Source organism: Rossellomorea sp. ABR4_012 (assembly GCF_056159545.1).
In genome coordinates this window covers 138733-162968 of record NZ_JBSWVK010000001.1, presented here as the reverse complement: position 1 = coordinate 162968, position 24236 = coordinate 138733, and the positions used below count along the sequence as shown (strand labels likewise).

The window sequence follows — 24236 nt, the reverse complement described above, 5'->3', positions numbered from 1 at the left end:
CAACTAATTTGAGTAAGAGAAAGGAGTAGGGAATGAGTCAATTAGCATTGTATACATGGATAGGATTTGCTGTATTTCTTGCAGCTATGTTCGCACTGGGATTAATCAGTGCCAAAAAGACAAAAAGCGTCAGCGATTTTGCCATTGGCGGTGGTAGTCTCGGACCTTATGTGTTGGGTCTTTCCTTTGCCGCCACCTACCTGAGCGCGGCCACCTTCCTCGGCTACCCGGGCTGGTCGCATGATTGGGGGCTTTCGAATCTTTGGCTGTTTTTAGCGATCATCGGCGGGGGACCGATTGGTGTACTGATGGTTGCCAAGAGAGTGCGTAAACTGAATACCGGACAAAAATCACTTTCCCTTCCTGACTGGCTTGGTGATTTTTATAACAGTGACTTCCTACGGGTCGGTTCAGGGCTGATCTTACTTTTCAACATTTTTTATATTGCGGCCCAATTTGTTGCAGGTGCCCGGATTTTTGAATATCTTCTTGGAATGTCCTATAAGGGCGGGCTGGTTTTCATCGCGGTGATCGTAGTTCTGTACGTTTTCGGCGGAGGGGCCTTTGCCGACATTTATACAGATGCTGTTCAAGCGGTCATGATGGCAGTGGCAGGTATCTTTATCTTTATTTCTGGAATAGTCGTTTTCTGGAAGGGGAGCATCACTTCGACGTTCACGGGCATCAGCGGTAAATTGGCCGGGCAGGATTCGAATTTGGTTCAGGTATTCAATCCCGATTCCGCTCATTTTTCATCCCTGAGTTTAGTGACAGGTGCGATCGTGATTCAATGGGCATTTGCGTCCGCCCCGCATCTGTTTAACAAGGTATTGGGCCTTAAAAGCGAAAAAGATCTCGGGAAAATGATTTTGACCTATGTGATCGCTGCTTCTTTTTCGCTTTTTGTACTATTCGGTGGCATTTACAGCAGGGCAGCGCTGGGAAGTGACATTACAGCCCCTGACCTTGCACTGATGGAATATGCGGTATGGGCATTCCCTGCCATCATTGTAGCCATCCTTGGTGTTGTGATTCTCGCCGCCGCCATGTCGACAACGGATGGATTATTTGTTTCGATTTCAACTGTGTTTGCCAATGATATCTTCCTGAAAGTGCTGGTGAAAAGAGGGATTATTAACGTGAGTGACTCCAAAGCGGAGAAGATTGCGTTACAAATCAGCCGTTTGTCAGTACCGCTTATCGGACTGGTGGCATTTCTGATCGTCTTAAAGCCGCCGGCGTACATGGGTGATATCATGTGGATTGGTATTTCAGGAATCGCCGCAGGAACTATGGGACCTATTTTGTATGCAGTCTACGGACGAAAAAAAGCGTCCGCCCGGGCAGCGGAACTTTCAATGGTCATCGGCCTTCTTTCCTACCTCATCCTTTATTTTGGAGGAATCGTGCCGAGCACCATGGCAGCCGGGGCCGTTTCAACCTTTATAGGGATAGCGACAATTGTGATCCTCGCCCCTATCATCAAAGAACCTCAAACCAACCAAACAATCGAAAAAGTGTACAACATTAAGTGACAGAAAGGATGAAGAAGATGTTTGTAAACGAAATGCTCTCAATATGGCTATACGGATTCATCGCATTTCTCTCCATCACCGGGCTATCACTGTGGAAGTGGTATTTTACAAAATAATGCGAGCGAACCACCGGGACGAGGAATAATATCTTCGTCCCTTTTTCATTAGTATGTTGTTGTTCCATCGTTGAAAGTATGCAGCAGTTATCAGTAGTAGCAGTTATTGATAGACTAACCTTACATAGAGGTTGGTCTTGATCTTTTCTATTACCTGTTACTGAAATTTTTGGACCTTTCCAGCGGTCGATTTGGCTTATGTGATGTGCTTTTAAGCCCTGCAGCTGGACATTTCCCCTCGAGGAGGCTCACCAACCGCCCGCGGAAAGCGAAGTTTTGCACGGAAATCAATAGCGGCATTCAGAAGCTTCTCATCCATCAAAATTGGTAACAGTTACTCGAATGAAGACTTCTCTTAAGAAGGAAAATACGTTCAAAGGGGTGGATTTACATTGAACGTTATTACAACATTCAATACAAAGAGAAGAGAAAAACAAATCAAAACAGAAAGAAAACTACTGAAGGAAATCTCAATCAAAATGCTCCAGGAAAGTGTAAGGAAGCATTTCGGATATATAAAAATTCAAGGCGGTGTATTCATGCAGCAGGGGTTTGACGAGGCATGCTTCGATGTCGCGATTGAAGCCTATCTGCTTGGAGGAAAAGTAAGCAAGTTTGGATATTCCGGAGAAGACAGAGAATCGGTAAAAAAGCGTTGCAGGGAAGAATTAAAGCATTTCATCGATACGCTTTATAACTTTTGGCTGTATTGGTCTGAAATGGGGATTTCCAATCAAGTGGACGAATCCATTTTCTACAGCTGCGAACACTTTGTTGAAACATGGTGGTCAGAAGGGTATGAAAAGGGGGTCAAGCGCCTTAAGCTTCGGCTTCACTAATTTTTTCGGTTCTAAAAGTGTTTCTTGTCCCATATTTTTAGTAAAGAACAGCATGGTTACAATTTTTACTGAAAATAGGGGGAGAGACATGAGACAGAAATTGAAGCTTGCAGGGATTATTGCTGCCCTCGGTATCCTGTTATTTATTGTTCAATATAAAATTATGGACAAAGATACATGGGATTCATGGAATCTTCCCTTGTCAGGTAAGATTATATATATTGATCCTGGTCATGGGGGGCCGGATGGCGGAGCGGGGGATAAAGACGCATTGGAAAAGGATATCGCATTGAATGTCTCCCTGATGATCAGAGATTACCTTCAGGAGCAGGGTGCACTTGTGCTCATGACCCGGGAAGAGGACAAGGATCTGGCTGATGAACATACAAAAGGGTACAGCAGGAGAAAGGTAGAAGACTTGCACAAGCGTCTGAACCTGATCAATGAGTCAGAAGCAGATATGTTTTTAAGTATTCATTTAAATTCAATTCCTTCTCCTAAGTGGAGCGGGGCACAGACCTTTTATAATCCTAAGTATGAAGAAAATAAGGCTCTTTCAAAAGCCATACAAAAAGAGATCACCCGGAATTTAGAAAATACAAGCCGGGAAGCAAAAGGACTTCAAAGTGTGTATATCTTAAAGCATGCGAAAAAACCGGGTGCTTTAGTGGAAATTGGCTTCCTTTCAAATCCTGAAGAACGGTCGAACCTGCTCAAAGATGATTATCAGGAAAAAGTAGCTGCTTCCATCTATCAGGGTGTCCTGAATTATTTAACCGAAGAGGATTAATGATCAAAGCTTCTCCTAAAGCAGGAGCGGCTTTTTTGTGTTGGTGTTAAACACAAACTTTACATTAAAACTACGTTAAGAAAGAACAGGAGAGGGGTATAGAGTATTAGAAGTCTCGAAGTGGTCTACACTTGAGATAGACAAGTAATTAGGATAGGAAGGGTTCAAAATGAAAGCATCGATTATTGAAATACTCGAACAACATTATAATGATCTTTATACCAGATGGGTCCAGGATTTAGAAGAAACGACAGACAGGTTGAATATATCCTATTACCAGCATACCCAAGTGAAGAATGAGTTGTTCGAATCCATCTATAAAAGCCTTCTACAGGAGAATGAGAGCTATATCAAGGACTTTGATGAATTATACAAAAAAATAGTTGAAAACAAAGAAGCTCTTGAATACATTTCTACCGGATATCAATCGTTTAGAAGGGTTGCCCTGTTCATTCTTATAAAGGAAGATTTATCAAAAGAGGAAGTATTGGACATTTATGATGAAGTCGACCGCTGGTTTGATCCCGTTTTCAATAAAATGATCAGTAAGTGTACAGACTCATGGGAAGAGACGTTCGATGTACAGAAGAAAACGCTGGTTGAACTTTCTGCCCCCGTCATTCAATTATTCGACCATATTTCGGTGATGCCATTAGTCGGTCATATCGATGAAGAAAGGATCAACCGTATTAAAGAAAACCTGTTAGCAGGAGTAACGAAATATCATTCCTCCATTGTCTTTATGGACATTACTGGAGTGCCTGTATTAGATACCTTTGCGGCACAGGGGATCATTGAATCTACAAGGGCGGCCGGACTGCTCGGTGCAGAATGCATCCTGGTAGGGGTTCGTCCTGAGATAGCTCAGACGCTGATCAATCTGGGAATTGATTTAAAGGAACTGAAAACGTTCAGTTCCCTGAATAAGGGATTAGTGTTTGCGCAGAATCAATTGGATCATTAATCACAATCAAAAGGGCTGTCTGAATGGCGGTCCTTTTTTGATTCTTGCCGCCTTTTGGTGGCAGCCTCAACAATTCGGAATAATATACAACAAAAGTATTCCGACCCTTTTACACGTTATTTCTGATAACGATATGTTATACTATTAGTAGTTGTAAACGAATACATAAAAAAGGGTGGTTATTCATGTTAACAGAACAGCAGACTCGCGATCTTTTATCCCAGCTAAAGGATCCTTTTTTACATAAAACGTTAAAAGAAACCAACGGTGTTGTTGAAGTTAGTGTGAAAGAAGAAAAAGAGCATGTGAGTGTGAAGATTGCACTTGCTAAAACCGGTTCAGGCGAACAATTGCAATTCCAGCAACAGGTTGTCCAATTATTAAAGGACAATGGAGCGGCATCTGTGGGAATTCGTTTCACTGAACTTCCTCAAGAAGAACTTGAAAAGCATAGAGGGACAGGTGGAGAAGGCACTGATTTATTATCGCCTGCAAGTAAAACGACGTTCATTGCCATCGCCTCGGGTAAAGGCGGTGTGGGTAAATCCACTGTTTCTGTTAACTTGGCTGTGGCACTGGCACGTCAAGGAAAGAAAGTGGGATTGATTGATGCGGATATTTACGGGTTCAGTGTTCCGGATATGATGGGAATCGTAAAGCGTCCGGTAGTCCGCGGGGAAAGAATTATCCCAGTAGAACGTTTCGGGGTTAAAGTCATTTCAATGGGCTTCTTCGTTGAAGACAATGCGCCGGTCATTTGGAGAGGACCGATGCTTGGTAAAATGCTGAATAATTTCTTCTCGGAAGTAGAGTGGGGAGACTTGGATTATCTTCTATTGGACCTGCCTCCGGGTACAGGGGATGTTGCACTTGACGTTCATACGATGCTTCCGCATTGTAAGGAAATCATTGTCACCACCCCTCATCCGACAGCGGCATTTGTTGCAGCCCGTGCCGGAGCGATGGCATTACAGACCGATCACGATATCCTTGGTGTCGTGGAGAACATGTCTTACTTTGAAAGCAAGCTGACCGGTGAGAAGGAATTCGTATTCGGACAAGGCGGAGGAGAAAAGCTGACAGAGGAATTGCGTACAGACCTTCTGGGAAAACTGCCTCTGCAGCAGCCTGATTGGAATGAAGAAGATTTTGCGCCTTCGATTTATGCGGAAGACCACAGGCTGGGGCAGATCTATGGGGAAATCGCCCATAAAGTCATTGGAAAATTATCATAACAAAATGAAAGGACAAATGGAGAGGACTGTGTCCCTTGCCATTTGTCCTTTTTTATATGGACTTTGGTTTAGCCGCCGCCACCGCCGCCGCCTTCTGAACCTTCAGAAGACCCGCCGCCGCCGGTTTGTCCGCCTTCGCCGCCTTCTTCTCCTTTTCCACCGCCAGCTTCCTCGGCAGCTTTAAGAAGGATATCCTGTATCTTTGCTTTAAACAACGGGCTCTCAAATGTTTCAAGTACCACTTTTTGAAGGTGTTCGCGGTACTCCTTACTCTTTAAGGCCTCTGTCAATTCTTTTTGAAATTCAGGATCTTTCATTAAATCCATCATCATACCTTGATACTCTGGATCCTTCATCAAATCTTTGAGTAGCTTCTCGTTGCCTTCCTTCATGCTTTTTGCCATGGATTCGGCAAACTTTGGATCTTCGATGGCTTTCTTCCAGAATTCAGTGCCTTTATCAGACGTAAGGGTTTCAGAAATGGTATTCTTTACAACTGCTTGGTCCATAATAAGCTCTGCCTTCATTTTTTCATCTTTCATCACTTCTTGTATTGCCTTTTTTCCATCGTCGGTTTTTAATATATCGACAACCATTTTCTTGGTCTCTTCATAATCCATTTTACTGCCGCCTGTTTCCCCTCCGCCGCCGCAAGCGGACAAAAGAAGAACAGTCAGTAGAAAAAGAAAGGAATATCTTTTCATGGGTAGGCTCCTTCCATACAAATTCCCTTACCTTTAATATGAGGAATTGTGAAAAAAATATACACATCCAATAGTGGAACCTAGATTTTTTAAGGAAGCGTTGGTACAATCAACAGAGTGTATATTTTATATTTGGAGGAAAAATGAAGTGACCATCCGAAATTGGATTCGTTTTTTTGTACATACATTGATTCTTGGTGGAGCAGTGACGGCTATTGCCTCTCTATTCATTAGATGGGATCAATACAGCCCTTATATTCAAGATGGAAATGTAATCGGGATATTATCCAGCCTTTTATGGTTTTTATTTGTGGGATTTACTTTCAGTGTCATAAGCCAAATGGGATACTTTGCTTATTTGACGATCCACCAGTTTGGAGTGGGGATGTTCAGAAGCTTTTGGAATTCCGTTCAGGTTGTGTTAATTGCGTTTGTGTTATTCGACCTTGTCTATTTTCGATTCCGGGCATTTGCTGAGGAAGGGGCATCATATACCCCGTATATCTTCTTGGGGATCGGGATCCTGTTAGTGGGAATCCTTGTCGCGTACTTGAAGAATCAACAATCAGAAGCAAAAACCAATACATTCATCTCAGCATTGTTCTTCATGGTTGTTGTCACGACGCTGGAGTGGCTTCCGGTACTATTGGTAAACTCCATTAAATGGCTTTACCTTATGTTGATCGCTTTATTAGTATGTAATGCTTATCAACTGCTGAGACTTCCGAAATACATCGAACAGTCTCAGATTGAACGACAAAATAAACAGCAAAAGAATTAACAAAAAGCCCCGGGAGAGTGGAGTACACTCACGGGGCTTTTTTGATTATTGAATTATACTCGATTTCGCGTCACCGTTTGAAATCATATCCGACACGGAGACGAAGCTTCCTTTTCCTTTCAGGGTCTTCACGATGGCGGGCAGCGCGTTTTTCGTCTGCTTTGCAGAATCGGAAGCATGAAGAAGAATGATATCCCCTTTCTTGGCATCTTTTACATTCTCGATGATCGCCCCTGTCCCGGGGTTAGTCCAATCCTTCGAATCCACGCTCCAGTGAACAACCGTCAGACCGAGACTATCTGCCACCTTTAATGTTTCTTTGTTAAAGTGTCCGGTCGGAACACGAAGCAATTTTACTTCTTTCACATTCAGCTTTTTAAAAACTGTATCAGCTTTCATGATATCCTGCCTGATTTTATTCGGTTCCATATCGGTGTAGTCTGAATACGCATAGCCGAGATTCCCGATTTCATATCCGTCCTTTACAATTTGCTCGACTAAATCAGGATGACGCTCAGCCCAGGAACCGGAAATGAAGAAAGTGGCAGACTGAACGTTCAATTTCTTTAATTCGTCTAGAATCGGTTTAGCTTTCTCATCTCCCCACCCGATATTGAAGGTTAAAGCAACACCTTTTTCCCCTTTATAAATGGCCTTGGGTCCATCTTTCGTTCCAAAAACCGGAACCGAAGAGAGCGTACTGCTGTAGACAAATAGAGCGGTAAAGAACGAGATGACGATGACTAAGCTGATCTGCTTCATTCTTTTCGCATTTACGGTGTAGAACATATTCATTACACAATCCCTCCGTAACGTATATCTCTATAAAAGATATGCATGTCCTCAGAAAAAATATCTAACTTCAGAAAAAAATGATTATAAAATCCCTTGAATGGAAAAAACTACAAATAACAACATAAAGGGGTGACTTACTTGCTGGGGTTAATGATTGATGACAGAGAAAGACAAGAATTAGAATATCTGTTGAAAAGAGAAATGGATGAAATCCTATTTGACCTAAAAGATGCCCGGATTGATCAAATCGTGAAGCGGGCTATGGATGAACGATATAAAATATTGTTTTCTCTATTCCGCAGATTTGCAAGTCATAAAGAATGCCTCAAGTATATGAAGAGAAGCAATGATAAAAAGGAAAAATATTAAGATCATCAGCGGCTTTTAAATGGACAGGCTTCCCGGTACGAAAGTCTTTATCCATAGAGAGCCGCTTTTAAATGCCATGAGTTAAACATTTTGTAAAAAAATCTTTAAAAATGTATTGACCATGTAAAAAAAACTTGGTATATTATTAATCGTCGCTGTTGCGCTATCGAATAAATCGAAAACGCACTGAATAATAAATTTAAAAAAACAGTTGACTTCACACGATGTTGTGTGATAAATTAATAAAGTCGCTTCAAACGGAGCGCATCAACAAATTGAACCTTGAAAACTGAACAAAACAAGACAATACGTCAACGTTAATTCTAGATTTACCGTAACGAGTATCGTTACAAAAAAGAGCTATTCAAACTTTTATCGGAGAGTTTGATCCTGGCTCAGGACGAACGCTGGCGGCGTGCCTAATACATGCAAGTCGAGCGGATCAAAGGGAGCTTGCTCCCTGAGATCAGCGGCGGACGGGTGAGTAACACGTGGGTAACCTGCCTGTAAGACTGGGATAACTCCGGGAAACCGGGGCTAATACCGGATAACTCAGTTCCTCGCATGAGGAACTGTTGAAAGGTGGCTTTTAGCTACCACTTACAGATGGACCCGCGGCGCATTAGCTAGTTGGTGAGGTAACGGCTCACCAAGGCGACGATGCGTAGCCGACCTGAGAGGGTGATCGGCCACACTGGGACTGAGACACGGCCCAGACTCCTACGGGAGGCAGCAGTAGGGAATCTTCCGCAATGGACGAAAGTCTGACGGAGCAACGCCGCGTGAGTGAAGAAGGTTTTCGGATCGTAAAACTCTGTTGTTAGGGAAGAACAAGTGCCGTTCGAATAGGGCGGCACCTTGACGGTACCTAACCAGAAAGCCACGGCTAACTACGTGCCAGCAGCCGCGGTAATACGTAGGTGGCAAGCGTTGTCCGGAATTATTGGGCGTAAAGCGCGCGCAGGTGGTTTCTTAAGTCTGATGTGAAAGCCCACGGCTCAACCGTGGAGGGTCATTGGAAACTGGGGAACTTGAGTGCAGAAGAGGAAAGTGGAATTCCAAGTGTAGCGGTGAAATGCGTAGATATTTGGAGGAACACCAGTGGCGAAGGCGACTTTCTGGTCTGTAACTGACACTGAGGCGCGAAAGCGTGGGGAGCAAACAGGATTAGATACCCTGGTAGTCCACGCCGTAAACGATGAGTGCTAAGTGTTAGAGGGTTTCCGCCCTTTAGTGCTGCAGCTAACGCATTAAGCACTCCGCCTGGGGAGTACGGTCGCAAGACTGAAACTCAAAGGAATTGACGGGGGCCCGCACAAGCGGTGGAGCATGTGGTTTAATTCGAAGCAACGCGAAGAACCTTACCAGGTCTTGACATCCTCTGACAACCCTAGAGATAGGGCTTTCCCCTTCGGGGGACAGAGTGACAGGTGGTGCATGGTTGTCGTCAGCTCGTGTCGTGAGATGTTGGGTTAAGTCCCGCAACGAGCGCAACCCTTGATCTTAGTTGCCAGCATTCAGTTGGGCACTCTAAGATGACTGCCGGTGACAAACCGGAGGAAGGTGGGGATGACGTCAAATCATCATGCCCCTTATGACCTGGGCTACACACGTGCTACAATGGACGGTACAAAGGGCAGCGAGACCGCGAGGTTTAGCCAATCCCATAAAACCGTTCTCAGTTCGGATTGCAGGCTGCAACTCGCCTGCATGAAGCTGGAATCGCTAGTAATCGCGGATCAGCATGCCGCGGTGAATACGTTCCCGGGCCTTGTACACACCGCCCGTCACACCACGAGAGTTTGTAACACCCGAAGTCGGTGAGGTAACCTTTTGGAGCCAGCCGCCTAAGGTGGGACAGATGATTGGGGTGAAGTCGTAACAAGGTAGCCGTATCGGAAGGTGCGGCTGGATCACCTCCTTTCTAAGGAATATTTTATGAAACGTTTGACAGTCGAAGTTTTGTTCAGTTTTGATGGTTCAACCATCAAGGTTTTTTACGAAGCGTAAGCGGAGTAAAAGAACCAACCATTAAGTTTGTTCTTTGAAAACTAGATAAAGATATATTGATAGTCAAGAAATTACCGAGTATCGCCATTTTAGGTTTTAAACCTTATGTAACAACCAATTCGGTTAAGTTATGAAGGGCGCACGGTGGATGCCTTGGCACTAGGAGCCGATGAAGGACGGGACTAACACCGATATGCTTCGGGGAGCTGTAAGTGAGCTTTGATCCGGAGATTTCCGAATGGGGGAACCCACTGTTCGTAATGGAACAGTATCCTTACTTGAATACATAGAGTATGGAAGGCAGACCCAGGGAACTGAAACATCTAAGTACCTGGAGGAAGAGAAAGCAAATGCGATTCCCTGAGTAGCGGCGAGCGAAACGGGATGTAGCCCAAACCAAGAGGCTTGCCTCTTGGGGTTGTAGGACACTCTATACGGAGTTACAAAGGAACGGAGTAGACGAAGAAGTCTGGAAAGGCTCGTCAAAGAAGGTAACAACCCTGTAGTTGAAACTTCGTTCCCTCTTGAGTGGATCCTGAGTACGGCGGGACACGTGAAATCCCGTCGGAAGCTGGGAGGACCATCTCCCAAGGCTAAATACTACCTAGTGACCGATAGTGAACCAGTACCGTGAGGGAAAGGTGAAAAGCACCCCGGAAGGGGAGTGAAAGAGAACCTGAAACCGTGTGCCTACAAGTAGTCAGAGCCCGTTAACGGGTGATGGCGTGCCTTTTGTAGAATGAACCGGCGAGTTACGATCCCATGCAAGGTTAAGTCGATGAGACGGAGCCGCAGCGAAAGCGAGTCTGAATAGGGCGAATGAGTATGTGGTCGTAGACCCGAAACCAGGTGATCTACCCATGTCCAGGATGAAGTCCAGGTAACACTGGATGGAGGTCCGAACCCACGCACGTTGAAAAGTGCGGGGATGAGGTGTGGGTAGCGGAGAAATTCCAATCGAACTTGGAGATAGCTGGTTCTCTCCGAAATAGCTTTAGGGCTAGCCTCATGTGTAAGAGTCTTGGAGGTAGAGCACTGTTTGGACTAGGGGCCCTCATCGGGTTACCGAATTCAGACAAACTCCGAATGCCAAAGACTTATCCATGGGAGTCAGACTGCGAGTGATAAGATCCGTAGTCGAAAGGGAAACAGCCCAGACCACCAGCTAAGGTCCCAAAGTATACGTTAAGTGGAAAAGGATGTGGAGTTGCTTAGACAACCAGGATGTTGGCTTAGAAGCAGCCACCATTTAAAGAGTGCGTAATAGCTCACTGGTCGAGTGACTCTGCGCCGAAAATGTACCGGGGCTAAACGTATCACCGAAGCTGTGGATTGACACCTCTAGGTGTCAGTGGTAGGAGAGCGTTCTAAGGACAGTGAAGTCAGACCGTAAGGACTGGTGGAGTGCTTAGAAGTGAGAATGCCGGTATGAGTAGCGAAAGATGGGTGAGAATCCCATCCACCGAATGCCTAAGGTTTCCTGAGGAAGGCTCGTCCGCTCAGGGTTAGTCGGGACCTAAGTCGAGGCCGATAGGCGTAGACGATGGACAACAGGTTGATATTCCTGTACCACCTCTTTTCCGTTTGAGCAATGGGGGGACGCAGGAGGATAGGGTAAGCGCACTGCTGGATATGTGCGTCTAAGCAGTTAGGCTGATGATGAGGCAAATCCCATCATCGCGAAGGCTGAGCTGTGATAGCGAGCGAATTATAGTAGCGAAGTTCCTGATTCCACACTGCCAAGAAAAGCCTCTAGCGAGGAAAAAGGTGCCCGTACCGCAAACCGACACAGGTAGGCGAGGAGAGAATCCTAAGGTGAGCGAGAGAACTCTCGTTAAGGAACTCGGCAAAATGACCCCGTAACTTCGGGAGAAGGGGTGCTCTTTGAGGTGCATAGCCTCGAAGAGCCGCAGTGAATAGGCCCAGGCGACTGTTTAGCAAAAACACAGGTCTCTGCGAAGCCGTAAGGCGAAGTATAGGGGCTGACGCCTGCCCGGTGCTGGAAGGTTAAGAGGAGTGCTTAGCGCAAGCGAAGGTGCGAATCGAAGCCCCAGTAAACGGCGGCCGTAACTATAACGGTCCTAAGGTAGCGAAATTCCTTGTCGGGTAAGTTCCGACCCGCACGAAAGGCGTAACGATCTGGGCACTGTCTCAACGAGAGACTCGGTGAAATTATAGTACCTGTGAAGATGCAGGTTACCCGCGACAGGACGGAAAGACCCCGTGGAGCTTTACTGTAGCCTGATATTGAATTTTGGTACAGCTTGTACAGGATAGGTAGGAGCCTTGGAAGCCGGAGCGCCAGCTTCGGTGGAGGCGTTGGTGGGATACTACCCTGGCTGTATTGAAATTCTAACCCGCGCCCCTTATCGGGGTGGGAGACAGTGTCAGGTGGGCAGTTTGACTGGGGCGGTCGCCTCCTAAAGAGTAACGGAGGCGCCCAAAGGTTCCCTCAGAATGGTTGGAAATCATTCGCAGAGTGTAAAGGCACAAGGGAGCTTGACTGCGAGACCTACAAGTCGAGCAGGGACGAAAGTCGGGCTTAGTGATCCGGTGGTTCCGCATGGAAGGGCCATCGCTCAACGGATAAAAGCTACCCCGGGGATAACAGGCTTATCTCCCCCAAGAGTCCACATCGACGGGGAGGTTTGGCACCTCGATGTCGGCTCATCGCATCCTGGGGCTGTAGTCGGTCCCAAGGGTTGGGCTGTTCGCCCATTAAAGCGGTACGCGAGCTGGGTTCAGAACGTCGTGAGACAGTTCGGTCCCTATCCGTCGTGGGCGCAGGAAATTTGAGAGGAGCTGTCCTTAGTACGAGAGGACCGGGATGGACGCACCGCTGGTGTACCAGTTGTCTTGCCAAAGGCATCGCTGGGTAGCTATGTGCGGAAGGGATAAGTGCTGAAAGCATCTAAGCATGAAGCCCCCCTCGAGATGAGATTTCCCATCACTTTATGTGAGTAAGATCCCTAGAAGATGACTAGGTAGATAGGTCAGAGGTGGAAGCATGGTGACATGTGGAGCTGACTGATACTAATCGATCGAGGACTTAACCACAAAGAGTCATTTTTAAATGAACACATTGGTCGATACTCGACTTTCTTGACATCAATCCTTTATCTAGTTTTCAGGGAATAAATTTTTTAAAATTTACCCTTGAAATTCATTGAAAATATTATATAATAATATTTGTCATTGTAAGCAATATTGTCTGGTGACTATGGCGAAGAGGTCACACCCGTTCCCATGCCGAACACGGAAGTTAAGCTCTTCAGCGCCGATGGTAGTTGGGGGCTCTCCCCCTGTGAGAGTAGGACGTCGCCAGGCTAAAATCATTCCGCAGTAGCTCAGTGGTAGAGCTATCGGCTGTTAACCGATCGGTCGCAAGTTCGAATCTTGCCTGCGGAGCCATTGCTTCCATAGCTCAGCAGGTAGAGTGCTTCCATGGTAAGGAAGAGGTCACCGGTTCGAGCCCGGTTGGAAGCTTTTATTTTTTAAAGATAGACTGGCCCATTGGTCAAGCGGTTAAGACACCGCCCTTTCACGGCGGTAACACGGGTTCGAATCCCGTATGGGTCACCATTTTTTTCGCGCAAGCGAAATGAACTTACCATACATATTGGAGGATTAGCTCAGCTGGGAGAGCATCTGCCTTACAAGCAGAGGGTCGGCGGTTCGATCCCGTCATCCTCCACCATAGATTTTTGCGAAGCGACAGCGGAGCAAAAGATCTTTCCTTTACGAAGCGTAAGCGGAGTAAAATAAGCGTCCTTAATTTTTGCGAAGCGACAGCGGAGCAAAAGATCTTTCCTTCCTTTACTAAGAGCGAAGGAAACAACGTCCTTAAATAGGACAAGCATAAACAACTTAACACGCCGGTGTAGCTCAACTGGTAGAGCAACTGACTTGTAATCAGTAGGTTGGGGGTTCAAGTCCTCTTGCCGGCACCATTTTCTCTCATTCTGGAGGGGTAGCGAAGTGGCTAAACGCGGCGGACTGTAAATCCGCTCCTTCGGGTTCGGCAGTTCGAATCTGCCCCCCTCCACCATTGTATATTTCAATCTGAAATGGACATATTAGTAATGTCCCTTTTTTATGTCATAATATTGGGCTATAGCCAAGCGGTAAGGCATCGCACTTTGACTGCGACATGCGTTGGTTCGAATCCAGCTAGCCCAGCCATTATGAGCCATTAGCTCAGTTGGTAGAGCATCTGACTTTTAATCAGAGGGTCGAAGGTTCGAGTCCTTCATGGCTCATCACTATTTCTCACATCCTATCCATGGGTGTGAGGAATTTCTATATCTAAAACGGGGCCTTAGCTCAGCTGGGAGAGCGCCTGCTTTGCACGCAGGAGGTCAGCGGTTCGATCCCGCTAGGCTCCACCATACATACGACATTAAGAACCTCAACTCTTTTAAAGAGTTGAGGTTTTTTTATGTGCTGGTATATGGAAGAAGAAAAATATAAAAATTATTTACAAAACCACTGGCATGATAAGAATTTTTGTATGTTGATGGAGGATAGCGGCCTTTATTTTATCCGATTTCAGAAAAATATATGGTGATTATTAGTTGCAAGCTGCCTCCGACTTTTAATTGAGCCGATATGGTGGATAATTGCACCGCATTTTAATTAATTGCGCTGGAATCCTGATAATTGCGCAACTCTCGAAATAATTGCGCCGGAATCCCGATAATTGCGCCACTTGTCGAAAAATCCCCACCCCCATCCCTACCCCAAACCCTAATCCAACTTTTAATGACCATTCCCCAGCCAAATCCCTCATAATCTTACACCAATCCCATCCCCAACCCACGCCCAACCGCATATATATACACAATCCTGTCCAGTTGAGTCATCGCTCACTAAAAGGCTACAATAGAGGAAGAGATAGACAAATGGGTATAGGAGGAATCATGACTATGAACAAAAACATATCAATTATCGGGGTACCTATGGATTTAGGACAGATGAGACGCGGAGTCGATATGGGCCCAAGTGCCATCCGTTATGCAGGAGTGGTGGAACGACTTGAAAACCTGGGTTATGAAATGAAAGACCTTGGAGATATTGAAATTGGACAGGCAGAACGTGTACATAATAACCCGGATACGAATTTGAGAAATTTGAAAGCGGTTGCTGAAGCCAGCAGTAAGCTTGCATCTACAGTTGATGAAGTTATTACTAGCGGTGACTTCCCATTGATTTTCGGAGGAGATCACAGCATTGCCATCGGGACGTTGGCAGGTGTTTCTAAACACTATGAAAATCTCGGAGTCATCTGGTATGATGCGCATGGAGATTTAAATACAGGTGAAACTTCCCCATCAGGCAACATTCATGGTATGCCACTTGCGGTAAGCTTAGGTATCGGTCATGAAGACCTGACAAGCATCGGTGGGAATACGCCGAAAATCAAACCTGAGAATATCGTGATCATCGGGGCCCGTTCATTAGATGAAGGAGAAAGAGAGCTTATTAAGGAAAGAGGCATCAAGGTATACACGATGCACGAAATTGACCGCATGGGTATGACGAAGGTAATGGAGGATGCGATTGGATACTTGAAGGATAAAACAGATGGTGTTCATCTGTCCCTTGATTTGGATGGTCTGGATCCTAGTGACGCACCTGGAGTGGGTACGCCGGTTCTTGGAGGAATCAGCTACCGTGAAAGTCATTTAGCCATGGAAATGCTTGAAGAAGCTAAAATCATTACATCTGCGGAATTTGTAGAGGTCAACCCGATCCTTGATGAAAAAAATAAGACTGCAACTGTAGCCGTTGCGCTGATGGGATCCTTATTCGGAGAAAAACTGCTATAACATATCGGAGGCTGCTCCTATAGGCAGCTACCATAATGGAGGCACACACAAAAAATCCAGGAACACACAAATTTTTATGTCCTTCAAAAAGATTAAAAAAGATTCACTCTTTGTAGGATGCTATAAAAAACAAGTAAGGCTGAAAACCTTTAACAGGTTTTCAGCCTTTTTATATCTTCTTTCAATTTTGTTTGACTAGTTGATATTTGTTTAACAGATTATCCAGTCGAGTGCTTAAATGGACGACCTTTTCATCAGCGTATGATGACTCTTTTGCGAGTTCTACCATTTGACGCCGGCAGTCTTCAATTTGGTAAAGCAGCTCATTATTTAACCTTCCACTCATGGTGAATCCCCCTGTACATTAAATATTAGTCCTTTTATACCCCTTTTCTATAAAATGTAAACATTTTTATTCAAAAATTTGTTAGGATAATATTATGAAAAAAATTGAAACCTTTTTAGAGGGTGAAACGTATATAAATATAGCCGCATAGAGCGGGGGTATAGCTGAGATGGAAGCATTAGTGAAAAAACGGATAAAACAAGTATTAAAAGGCGATCAAAGTGCTTTTGCTGAATTGGTGGAGCTTTATAAAGATAAAGTGTTTCAGATTTGTTATCGAATGCTCGGCAACCGGCATGAAGCAGAAGATATAGCACAGGAAGCGTTTATCAGGGCTTATGTGAACATTGAAACCTTTAATCAGAAACGGAAGTTCTCAACGTGGCTGTTTCGGATTGCTACAAATCTATGTATAGACCGGATACGGAAGAAGAAGCCGGACTATTATTTGGATGCCGAGGTGGCAGGTACGGAAGGATTGACGATGTATTCACAGGTTGCCGCCGATGTACAGATGCCTGAAGATGAAGTGGAGAACATGGAACTTCAGGAAACGATACAGAAGGAAATTTCCAAGCTGCCGGAGAAGTATCGATCGGTTATCGTGTTAAAATATATCGAAGAACTGCCGCTGCAGGAAATCAGTGAAATACTGGATATGCCCTTGGGTACTGTCAAAACAAGGGTACATAGAGGGCGGGAAGCTCTTCGTAAACAATTAAAATCTTTATAGAGAGGGTGAGTGGAAATGAAAACTTGTCCTGAAGAATTGATCGACTATATGCACGACTATTTAGACGGCGACATTACAAATGAGAATGAACAGAAATTAAAACATCATCTGCAGCAATGTGAGGAGTGCCAGCATCACTTTCATGAGCTGAAAAAAGCGATTGCGTTTGTGCAAAGCACTTCCCATATCAGTGCGCCGGATGACTTTACAAATAAGGTGATGGACAGATTACCGAAAGAAAAGAAAAAGGTGGGCGTAGAGAGATGGTTCCGCCATCATCCGCTGCTGACAGCGGCTGCTCTATTCATCTTTTTTATGACAGGAAGCGTGTTTTCCTCATGGAATGACCATCAGGATTTCTCATTCACCAAAAATGATGCGCTGGTCGTAGAGGATCACACGGTCGTGGTTCCTGAAGGCAAGGTGGTTAATGGGGATTTGACCGTGCGGAACGGCGATGTGAAAATAGAAGGAAAAGTGACAGGGGACGTGACCGTTATTAACGGAAATATCATTAACGGAAAGCAATACCTTGCTTCTGCCGGTACGGTTACAGGAGAAATCAAAGAAATCGATGCGGCATTCGAATGGCTTTGGTACCAGGTCAAAACCGGGGCGAAAGATTTAGTTGAATGGGGAAATTCGCAACTTGATGAAAAGTAAGATATGATAAAAGGGATGAAGGCGTTACATGTTCGTCCCTGACAGACTGACATGTAAGGTTTCATGTCAGTTTTTTTGCGGAATACTTTAATAAAGAATAAATGTATTATTGGTAATTATTAATATATATAGAGCCATGGGGTTCTTTCCTGTAACAGAATGAGAATGTGCTATAATAAATTAGTTACGAAAAAAGAAGCCACATGGCGGCTTACGCTTTCGATTAAGCTATTGGAGGATGTAATATGCCGTTTATCGATCTATTTTCAGATTACTCTGCCCTGGATTATGTCTCGGATATCGTAGACATTCTTGTGGTATGGTTTGTTATTTATAAATTAATCATGCTCATAAAGGGTACCAAGGCAGTTCAATTATTAAAAGGTATCTTTGTCATTATCATCGTCAGAGGGCTCAGTAGTATCTTTGGTTTGGATACGCTGGGATGGATGATGGAGCAGGCGCTCACATGGGGTTTCCTCGCGATCATCATCATTTTCCAGCCTGAACTTCGCCGTGCACTTGAGCAGCTGGGAAGGGGACATTTATTCTCAAGGACCGGTTTGCAGGAGGAAGAAGAACAGGAACAGATGATCGAGTCCATGACGAAGGCGGTCAGTTATATGGCCAAACGTCGTATCGGTGCTCTCCTTTCGATTGAAAGGGAGACTGGGATGAGTGACTACATAGAAACAGGTATCGCAATTGATGCCAAGATCACATCTCAATTGCTCATCAATATTTTTATCCCGAATACTCCGCTTCACGATGGAGCGGTGATTATCCAGAAACGCCAAATTGCTGCTGCAGCCTGCTATCTGCCTCTGTCGGAAAGTCCATTTATTTCCAAGGAGCTTGGTACGAGGCACAGAGCAGCCCTTGGTGTCAGTGAAGTGACGGATAGTATCACAGTTGTCGTATCAGAAGAAACGGGAGCAATCTCCATCACGAAGAACGGAGAGCTGCATCGCGATCTGTCATTGGAGCGCTTCAAGGAAATCCTGACAGTGGAGCTTATAGGAGATAAGACAAATGCTTCCTCATCAAAATGGAGCTGGAGGGGGAAGAAAGAAAATGGATAAATTCATGGAATCCCGGTGGTTTATGCGTGTGGTTGGATTGCTTCTGGCATTCATCCTTTACTTATCAGTGAACTTTGATGACATCCAGAAGACTGCGAACAATAGCAGTAATCCCCAAACGTCATTTGATACCATTCAAAATGTGCCGCTCGAAGTTTTTTATGATTCCGAGAATCTTGTTGTCTCGGGACTTCCTGAAACTGTGAATTTGACGGTCGATGGTCCGAAGGCGATCGTTCAGCCGACCAAAACATTAAAAGATTTTCAAGTATATGTCGATTTGAATGATGTAGGGATCGGTGAACATCAGGTTCCTGTGGAAATCGATAATATATCGGATAAATTAAAAGTGAAGATCAATCCTGAGTTTGTAACGGTAACCGTACAGGAGAAAGTGACCGAAGAATTTACGATAGAACCGGAATTCAATTCAGGTCTTCTATCGAATGGATATGAAGCGGAAGGTTTATCTGTGAATCCGAAAACGGTCAAGGTTACAGGGGCGAAGGATCAGATCGACCAGATTGCCTATGTAAAAGCAACCCTTGATATAGAGGGTGAAATAAGTGAAAATGTCACAAGAGAAGCGAAAGTCCAGGTACTGGACCGGGAATACAACAAACTTAATGTCCAGATCGAGCCTGAATATGTAGATGTCACCGTATCGGTGGTGAACCCGAGCAAGGAAGTTCCGATCACAGTTAAGGAAACAGGTTCCTTACCGGAAGGGACGACCCTCGAGTCCATATCAGTTGAACCCGAAACAGCCAATGTGTTCGGCAGACAGGAAGTATTGGATACAATCAAAGAGCTTACAGCTGAAGTCGATTTAAGTAAAATCACGAAAGACACAACAATCTCCGTGCCGCTTGCCTTGAAAGATGGCTTAAACAAAGTAGCCCCAGAGGAAGTAAAGGTCAATATTGACGTAAACACAAAGTCCGAGAAGAAAATATCGGGACTTGAATTGACACCAGAGGGGTTGGGGGATGAGTACGAAGTTACCATACTCACCCCTGAAAACGGTGCCGTTGATGCCACGTTAGAGGGCGAAAATGGAGCAGTTGAAAAAATAACAAAAGAAGATTTTAACTTAGCGCTGGATCTGACGGGTCTCGAACCCGGCGAGCATGAAGTGGAGATTGATGCCGAAGGTCCTGAAAATGTTGATTGGAAACTATCTCAAGATACAGTGAAGATACAGATTAAAGAAAAGAACACTTCAGCATAAGAGCTGTGAAAAGGAGAGAATGACAATGGGTAAGTATTTTGGAACAGATGGTGTAAGAGGTGTAGCAAATACGGAATTAACACCGGAATTGGCATTTAAACTTGGCCGATTCGGCGGTTATGTTCTGACAAAGGATGCGACACGTCCTAAAATCCTGATTGGAAGAGATACCCGTATTTCAGGGCATATGCTTGAAGGGGCATTGGTTGCCGGCCTGCTCTCAATCGGAGCGGAAGTTATGCGTCTTGGTGTCATCTCAACTCCGGGAGTATCCTATTTGACGAAAGCGCTGGGAGCTCAGGCGGGAGTAATGATTTCTGCTTCTCATAACCCCGTGGGGGATAACGGAATTAAATTCTTCGGTCCGGACGGCTTTAAGTTGTCGGACGGTCAAGAGCATGAAATCGAAGAGCTGTTAGATCAAACAGAAGACAGCCTTCCTCGTCCAATCGGAGCGGATTTGGGCCAGGTAAGTGATTATTTCGAAGGCGGACAGAAGTATCTTCAATACTTAAAGCAGACTGTAGACGAAGATTTCGATGGTTTACATATTGCATTGGACTGCGCTCACGGTGCCACTTCGTCATTGGCGACCCACTTATTTGCTGATTTGGATGCAGATATCTCCACGATGGGGGCTTCTCCAGATGGATTGAATATCAATGAAGGAGTCGGCTCTACACATCCTGAAGCACTTGCCGAAATGGTGAAAGAAAAAGGAGCAGATGTCGGACTTGCATTTGATGGTGACGGGGACCGCATCATTGCCGTTGATGAGCACGGAAACATTGTAGACGGCGATCAAATCATGTATATCTGCGGTAAATATTTGAAGTCTGAAGGCAGATTGAAACAGTCCACAGTGGTGTCGACCGTGATGAGTAACCTTGGCTTCCACAAAGGCCTTGAAGAGCATGGAATCCAAAGCATCCAGACAGCAGTCGGTGACCGCTATGTAGTAGAAGAAATGAAAACAAATGGCTATAATCTCGGCGGTGAGCAGTCAGGACATATCATTTTCCTTGATTACAATACGACGGGGGACGGCCTCCTAACAGGTATTCAGCTTGTGAATATCATGAAGGTGACAGGCAAATCGTTATCAGAGCTTGCAGGGGAAATGCAGAAGTTCCCTCAGAAGCTTGTGAATGTCCGGGTGACAGACAAGCATCATGTAACCGATAATGAAAAGGTCAAAAGCGTCATCGGTAAAGTGGAAGAGGAAATGAACGGAAACGGCCGTATCCTTGTCCGCCCATCCGGTACCGAGCCTCTTGTACGCGTGATGGCTGAAGCTCCTACCGAAGAATTATGTGCACAATACGTCGATGAGATTGCTCAAGTTGTAAAAGAAGAAATGGGATTAAACGAATAACCGTTTTTATGCATAAGGGGTACAAAACGTACTCCTTATGCATATTTAATAATGTGAGTTTATTTTCTTTATACTCACGTGTTTATGAACAGTTTATTGCGGGAAGATAACAATGTGGTGACAACTGCTTCCGGTGTTCATATTTTTATTGACGCAAGAGTTCCTGCTGGTGTATGATGATTTTGTTTTTGATTTTCAAATAATTTGGAAACAGAAGATTTGATTCAGGTATGGAAAGGTGGATTGTTTAAAAAAACTTATTAAAAGCGCCAGGACTGAACGGGAACGAGCCGTTCAGTTGACGAGGTGGAGGTTCAATCGAGTGTTCGGCGGATGCCTCCCGGTTCCATAAAGTCGCAGAGCCGATAGATTCTTTCTTAAAACATCGAGGCAACTTGATGCACAAAGGGAAGATAAACAGCGACTTACTAAAACTAATGACAATTGAGATAAGGGGGCAGGCTGTCCCCAAAAGATATCTTGCCCCCTTTTCCATTCAGGGAGGATATTTAATTATGTGTGGTATCGTAGGATATATTGGAAATTCTGATACAAAGGAAATTTTATTAAAAGGTCTTGAGAAGCTTGAGTACCGCGGTTATGATTCTGCCGGTATTGCCGTTCAAAATGCGGATGGAATTCACGTATTCAAGGAAAAAGGCCGTATCGCAGACCTTCGCGGAATCGTTGATGAGAACGTAGCAAGCAACACAGGGATCGGGCACACCCGCTGGGCGACACACGGTGTACCAAGCCAAGTGAATGCTCACCCTCATCAAAGTACTTCAGGCCGTTTTACGATCGTTCATAACGGAGTAATCGAAAACTACTCACAGCTTAAACGTCAATATCTGACTGATGTTGAGTTCAAAAGTGAAACGGACACAGAAGTAATCGTTCAATTGATCGAAAAGCTTGTTGAAGAAGGAAACGCTGTAGAAGAAGCGTTCCGTCAAACATTGATGCTGCTTAAAGGGTCTTATGCAATCGCGCTATTGGATGCTGAAAACGATGAAACGATCTTTGTCGGTAAAAACAAGAGCCCGCTGCTTGTTGGTCTTGGTGAAGGCTTCAACGTTGTGGCAAGTGATGCAATGGCGATGATCCAAGTAACGGATCAATTCGTTGAACTGATGGATAAAGAAATGGTCATCGTGACAAAAGAGAAGGTTGAAATCCAAAACCTGATCGGAGAAGTAATGGAACGTGCTCCTTACACAGCTGAAATTGATGCAAGTGACATCGAAAAAGGAACATACCCTCATTACATGCTGAAAGAAATCGATGAGCAGCCATTGGTGATGCGTAAAATCATTCAAGCATACCAAAACGAGAACAACGAGCTTCACATCGATGAGCCGATCGTCGGCGCAATGAAAGATGCGGACCGCATTTACATCATCGCTGCAGGAACAAGCTACCACGCTGGACTTGTAGGAAAGCAATTCATCGAGAAGAGCGCAGGAATCCCTGTGGAAGTCCATGTTGCAAGTGAGTTCAACTATAATATGCCGCTTCTATCCGAGAAGCCATTATTCATCTTTATTTCTCAAAGCGGTGAAACGGCTGACAGCCGTGCCGTCCTTGTTCAAGTTAAAGAGATGGGCCACAAAGCGCTTACGATTACAAACGTGGCAGGATCTACTCTATCCCGAGAAGCGGATTACACACTTCTTCTTCACGCAGGACCTGAAATCGCAGTAGCTTCCACAAAAGCTTACACAGCTCAATTAGCGGTGTTGGCAATCCTTGCTCACGTAACTGGGCAATCTTGTGGAACGGTTCAGGACTTTGACTTGATCCAGGAGCTTGGAATCGTAGCGACTGCTATGGAAGCTCTATGTGATACGAAGGAAGAATTCGAGGAAATCGCACGCGAATATCTTTCAACAACACGCAACTGCTTCTTCATCGGACGCTCCCTTGACTTCTATGTGGGGCTTGAAGGTTCACTGAAGCTTAAAGAAATCTCTTACATCCAGGCAGAAGGATTTGCCGGAGGAGAGCTTAAGCACGGTACAATCGCCCTTATTGAAGAAGGAACACCGGTTGTCGCTCTTGCAACGCAGGAAGCTGTAAACTTAAGCATCCGTGGAAATGTGAAAGAGGTAGTGGCTCGCGGAGCTAACCCTTGCATCATCTCCATGAAAGGCTTAGAAGACGAAGAAGACCGCTTCGTCATCCCAGAGGTTAACCCAATGTTAACACCTCTTATCTCTGTCATTCCGTTACAATTGATTTCTTACTACGCTGCTCTGCACCGCGATTGTGATGTAGATAAGCCGCGTAACCTTGCTAAATCGGTTACGGTTGAGTAAGAATAAGAAAAGATCAAAACCCCTTACCGCTGACATCAGCGGTAAGGGGTTTTTTAATGCTCAAATGAATCTTGATCGGCCGGATGTGCATCCACTGCAATTTCATAGGCATCAAGGATATTCTCTATTGTGTTAGGGTCCTCAATGCTTTCCAGATACTGTTCACTGCCTTCATTTTCAACGCGCATCACCAGCATATCCTGGTTTTCATCCCGGGTTTTTAAGAGGGCATATGTTTCATCGTACATATCAAATAAGGCCTCTACTGTTAAATGCATTTCATGACCGTTTTCATCTGTTACCGTGATAGGATCTCTTGAGTGTCTCTCCATTACACACCTCCATATAATCTTATAATTGCTCAATAACACAGGAGTTATAAGCACATTCCTTTACCACCCACCCCAAAACCCGTATAATCGTAAAAATAACATAATGGAAATCGTTCCTTATGTTGCACCGACACAAAAAGTAACCTGCTGTTTCGACAGTCCAGGTTACTTTTTTATTGAGAAGGGTACG

The 24236-nt window shown here is 44.9% G+C and carries 18 protein-coding genes, 9 tRNA genes and 3 rRNA genes; 26 read left to right on the top strand and 4 right to left on the bottom strand.

What is annotated here, in order from left to right; all coding sequences use genetic code 11:
- Positions 1-32 precede the first annotated feature (32 nt).
- The 5 genes from ACXAFV_RS00830 (at position 33) to ACXAFV_RS00810 (ending at position 5479) form a co-directional block, all read left to right on the top strand.
- Entirely contained in the window at positions 33-1535 is a 1503-nt protein-coding gene (locus ACXAFV_RS00830) for a sodium:solute symporter family transporter (protein WP_475123855.1), read from the top strand.
- Positions 1536-2043: 508 nt separating this feature from the next.
- Positions 2044-2490 (top strand): DUF2521 family protein, encoded by a 447-nt coding sequence (locus ACXAFV_RS00825; protein ID WP_475123854.1) that lies wholly within the window; start codon positions 2044-2046, stop codon positions 2488-2490.
- Between the two features lie 88 nt (positions 2491-2578).
- Positions 2579-3280, top strand: a complete 702-nt coding sequence (gene cwlD, locus ACXAFV_RS00820) for an N-acetylmuramoyl-L-alanine amidase CwlD (protein ID WP_475123853.1) — start codon at positions 2579-2581, stop codon at positions 3278-3280.
- 169 nt (positions 3281-3449) lie between these two features.
- Entirely contained in the window at positions 3450-4244 is a 795-nt protein-coding gene (locus ACXAFV_RS00815) for an STAS domain-containing protein (RefSeq protein WP_475123852.1), read from the top strand.
- A gap of 185 nt (positions 4245-4429) precedes the next feature.
- Entirely contained in the window at positions 4430-5479 is a 1050-nt protein-coding gene (locus ACXAFV_RS00810) for an Mrp/NBP35 family ATP-binding protein (protein ID WP_475123850.1), read from the top strand.
- A 68-nt stretch (positions 5480-5547) separates the two neighbouring features.
- On the opposite strand, the gene gerD is transcribed toward ACXAFV_RS00810, so the two are convergent.
- Positions 5548-6183, bottom strand: a complete 636-nt coding sequence (gerD, locus tag ACXAFV_RS00805; protein WP_475123849.1) for a spore germination lipoprotein GerD — start codon at positions 6181-6183, stop codon at positions 5548-5550.
- Between the two features lie 148 nt (positions 6184-6331).
- Between gerD and ACXAFV_RS00800 the strand changes: the two genes are divergently transcribed.
- On the top strand, positions 6332-6964 hold the full coding sequence (locus ACXAFV_RS00800) for a KinB-signaling pathway activation protein (RefSeq protein WP_475123848.1): 633 nt from the start codon (positions 6332-6334) through the stop codon (positions 6962-6964).
- Positions 6965-7009: 45 nt separating this feature from the next.
- Here the strand turns inward: ACXAFV_RS00800 and pdaB are convergent, their stop codons facing one another.
- Complete coding sequence (pdaB, locus tag ACXAFV_RS00795) at positions 7010-7759, bottom strand: polysaccharide deacetylase family sporulation protein PdaB (protein WP_475123847.1); 750 nt, start codon at positions 7757-7759, stop codon at positions 7010-7012.
- 138 nt (positions 7760-7897) lie between these two features.
- On the opposite strand from pdaB, the gene ACXAFV_RS00790 reads away from it, so the two are divergent.
- From ACXAFV_RS00790 to rocF, 14 genes are all read left to right on the top strand, one after another.
- Complete coding sequence (locus ACXAFV_RS00790; RefSeq protein ID WP_475123846.1) at positions 7898-8128, top strand: hypothetical protein; 231 nt, start codon at positions 7898-7900, stop codon at positions 8126-8128.
- Positions 8129-8500: 372 nt separating this feature from the next.
- Positions 8501-10052 (top strand): 16S ribosomal RNA (locus ACXAFV_RS00785).
- Between the two features lie 207 nt (positions 10053-10259).
- Positions 10260-13195: ribosomal RNA gene (locus ACXAFV_RS00780) — 23S ribosomal RNA — on the top strand.
- A 153-nt stretch (positions 13196-13348) separates the two neighbouring features.
- Positions 13349-13465: ribosomal RNA gene (gene rrf / locus ACXAFV_RS00775) — 5S ribosomal RNA — on the top strand.
- Together the 16S, 23S and 5S rRNA genes with 9 tRNA genes alongside form the textbook arrangement of a ribosomal RNA operon.
- Positions 13466-13474: 9 nt before the next feature.
- Positions 13475-13549 (top strand) — tRNA-Asn (locus tag ACXAFV_RS00770).
- A gap of 2 nt (positions 13550-13551) precedes the next feature.
- Positions 13552-13624 (top strand) — tRNA-Thr (locus tag ACXAFV_RS00765).
- A gap of 21 nt (positions 13625-13645) precedes the next feature.
- Positions 13646-13720 (top strand) — tRNA-Glu (locus tag ACXAFV_RS00760).
- A gap of 39 nt (positions 13721-13759) precedes the next feature.
- Positions 13760-13835: transfer RNA gene (locus ACXAFV_RS00755), tRNA-Val, on the top strand.
- Between the two features lie 177 nt (positions 13836-14012).
- Positions 14013-14088, top strand: a tRNA-Thr gene (locus ACXAFV_RS00750).
- Between the two features lie 14 nt (positions 14089-14102).
- Positions 14103-14186 (top strand) — tRNA-Tyr (locus ACXAFV_RS00745).
- A gap of 59 nt (positions 14187-14245) precedes the next feature.
- Positions 14246-14320, top strand: a tRNA-Gln gene (locus ACXAFV_RS00740).
- A 4-nt stretch (positions 14321-14324) separates the two neighbouring features.
- A tRNA-Lys gene (locus ACXAFV_RS00735) sits at positions 14325-14397 on the top strand.
- Between the two features lie 53 nt (positions 14398-14450).
- Positions 14451-14526: transfer RNA gene (locus tag ACXAFV_RS00730), tRNA-Ala, on the top strand.
- Positions 14527-15063: 537 nt separating this feature from the next.
- Positions 15064-15966, top strand: coding sequence for an arginase (rocF, locus tag ACXAFV_RS00725; RefSeq protein ID WP_475123845.1), 903 nt, complete (start codon positions 15064-15066; stop codon positions 15964-15966).
- Between the two features lie 181 nt (positions 15967-16147).
- Here rocF and ACXAFV_RS00720 read toward each other — a convergent pair whose 3' ends face one another.
- Positions 16148-16312 carry a Spo0E family sporulation regulatory protein-aspartic acid phosphatase gene (locus tag ACXAFV_RS00720; RefSeq protein ID WP_446244981.1) on the bottom strand — a complete coding sequence of 55 codons (165 nt, stop codon included), beginning with the start codon at positions 16310-16312 and terminating at the stop codon, positions 16148-16150.
- 169 nt (positions 16313-16481) lie between these two features.
- Between ACXAFV_RS00720 and sigW the strand changes: the two genes are divergently transcribed.
- From sigW to glmS, 6 genes are all read left to right on the top strand, one after another.
- On the top strand, positions 16482-17045 hold the full coding sequence (gene sigW, locus ACXAFV_RS00715) for an RNA polymerase sigma factor SigW (RefSeq protein ID WP_175986398.1): 564 nt from the start codon (positions 16482-16484) through the stop codon (positions 17043-17045).
- Between the two features lie 15 nt (positions 17046-17060).
- Positions 17061-17708 carry a zf-HC2 domain-containing protein gene (locus tag ACXAFV_RS00710; protein WP_475123844.1) on the top strand — a complete coding sequence of 216 codons (648 nt, stop codon included), beginning with the start codon at positions 17061-17063 and terminating at the stop codon, positions 17706-17708.
- 245 nt (positions 17709-17953) lie between these two features.
- Positions 17954-18790: a diadenylate cyclase CdaA gene (cdaA, locus tag ACXAFV_RS00705; protein WP_475123843.1), complete on the top strand. Its 837-nt coding sequence runs from the start codon at positions 17954-17956 to the stop codon at positions 18788-18790.
- Entirely contained in the window at positions 18783-20021 is a 1239-nt protein-coding gene (locus tag ACXAFV_RS00700) for a CdaR family protein (RefSeq protein WP_475123841.1), read from the top strand. The genes cdaA and ACXAFV_RS00700 overlap by 8 nt, the downstream gene beginning before the upstream one ends.
- 25 nt (positions 20022-20046) lie before the next feature.
- The gene (glmM, locus tag ACXAFV_RS00695) at positions 20047-21396 is read left to right on the top strand and encodes a phosphoglucosamine mutase (protein WP_475123840.1); all 1350 of its coding nucleotides are present in this window, start codon (positions 20047-20049) and stop codon (positions 21394-21396) included.
- Between the two features lie 515 nt (positions 21397-21911).
- Positions 21912-23714, top strand: a complete 1803-nt coding sequence (gene glmS / locus ACXAFV_RS00690) for a glutamine--fructose-6-phosphate transaminase (isomerizing) (RefSeq protein ID WP_475123838.1) — start codon at positions 21912-21914, stop codon at positions 23712-23714.
- A 53-nt stretch (positions 23715-23767) separates the two neighbouring features.
- Here the strand turns inward: glmS and ACXAFV_RS00685 are convergent, their stop codons facing one another.
- On the bottom strand, positions 23768-24046 hold the full coding sequence (locus ACXAFV_RS00685; RefSeq protein WP_475123837.1) for a DUF1292 domain-containing protein: 279 nt from the start codon (positions 24044-24046) through the stop codon (positions 23768-23770).
- Positions 24047-24236: the final 190 nt, after the last annotated feature.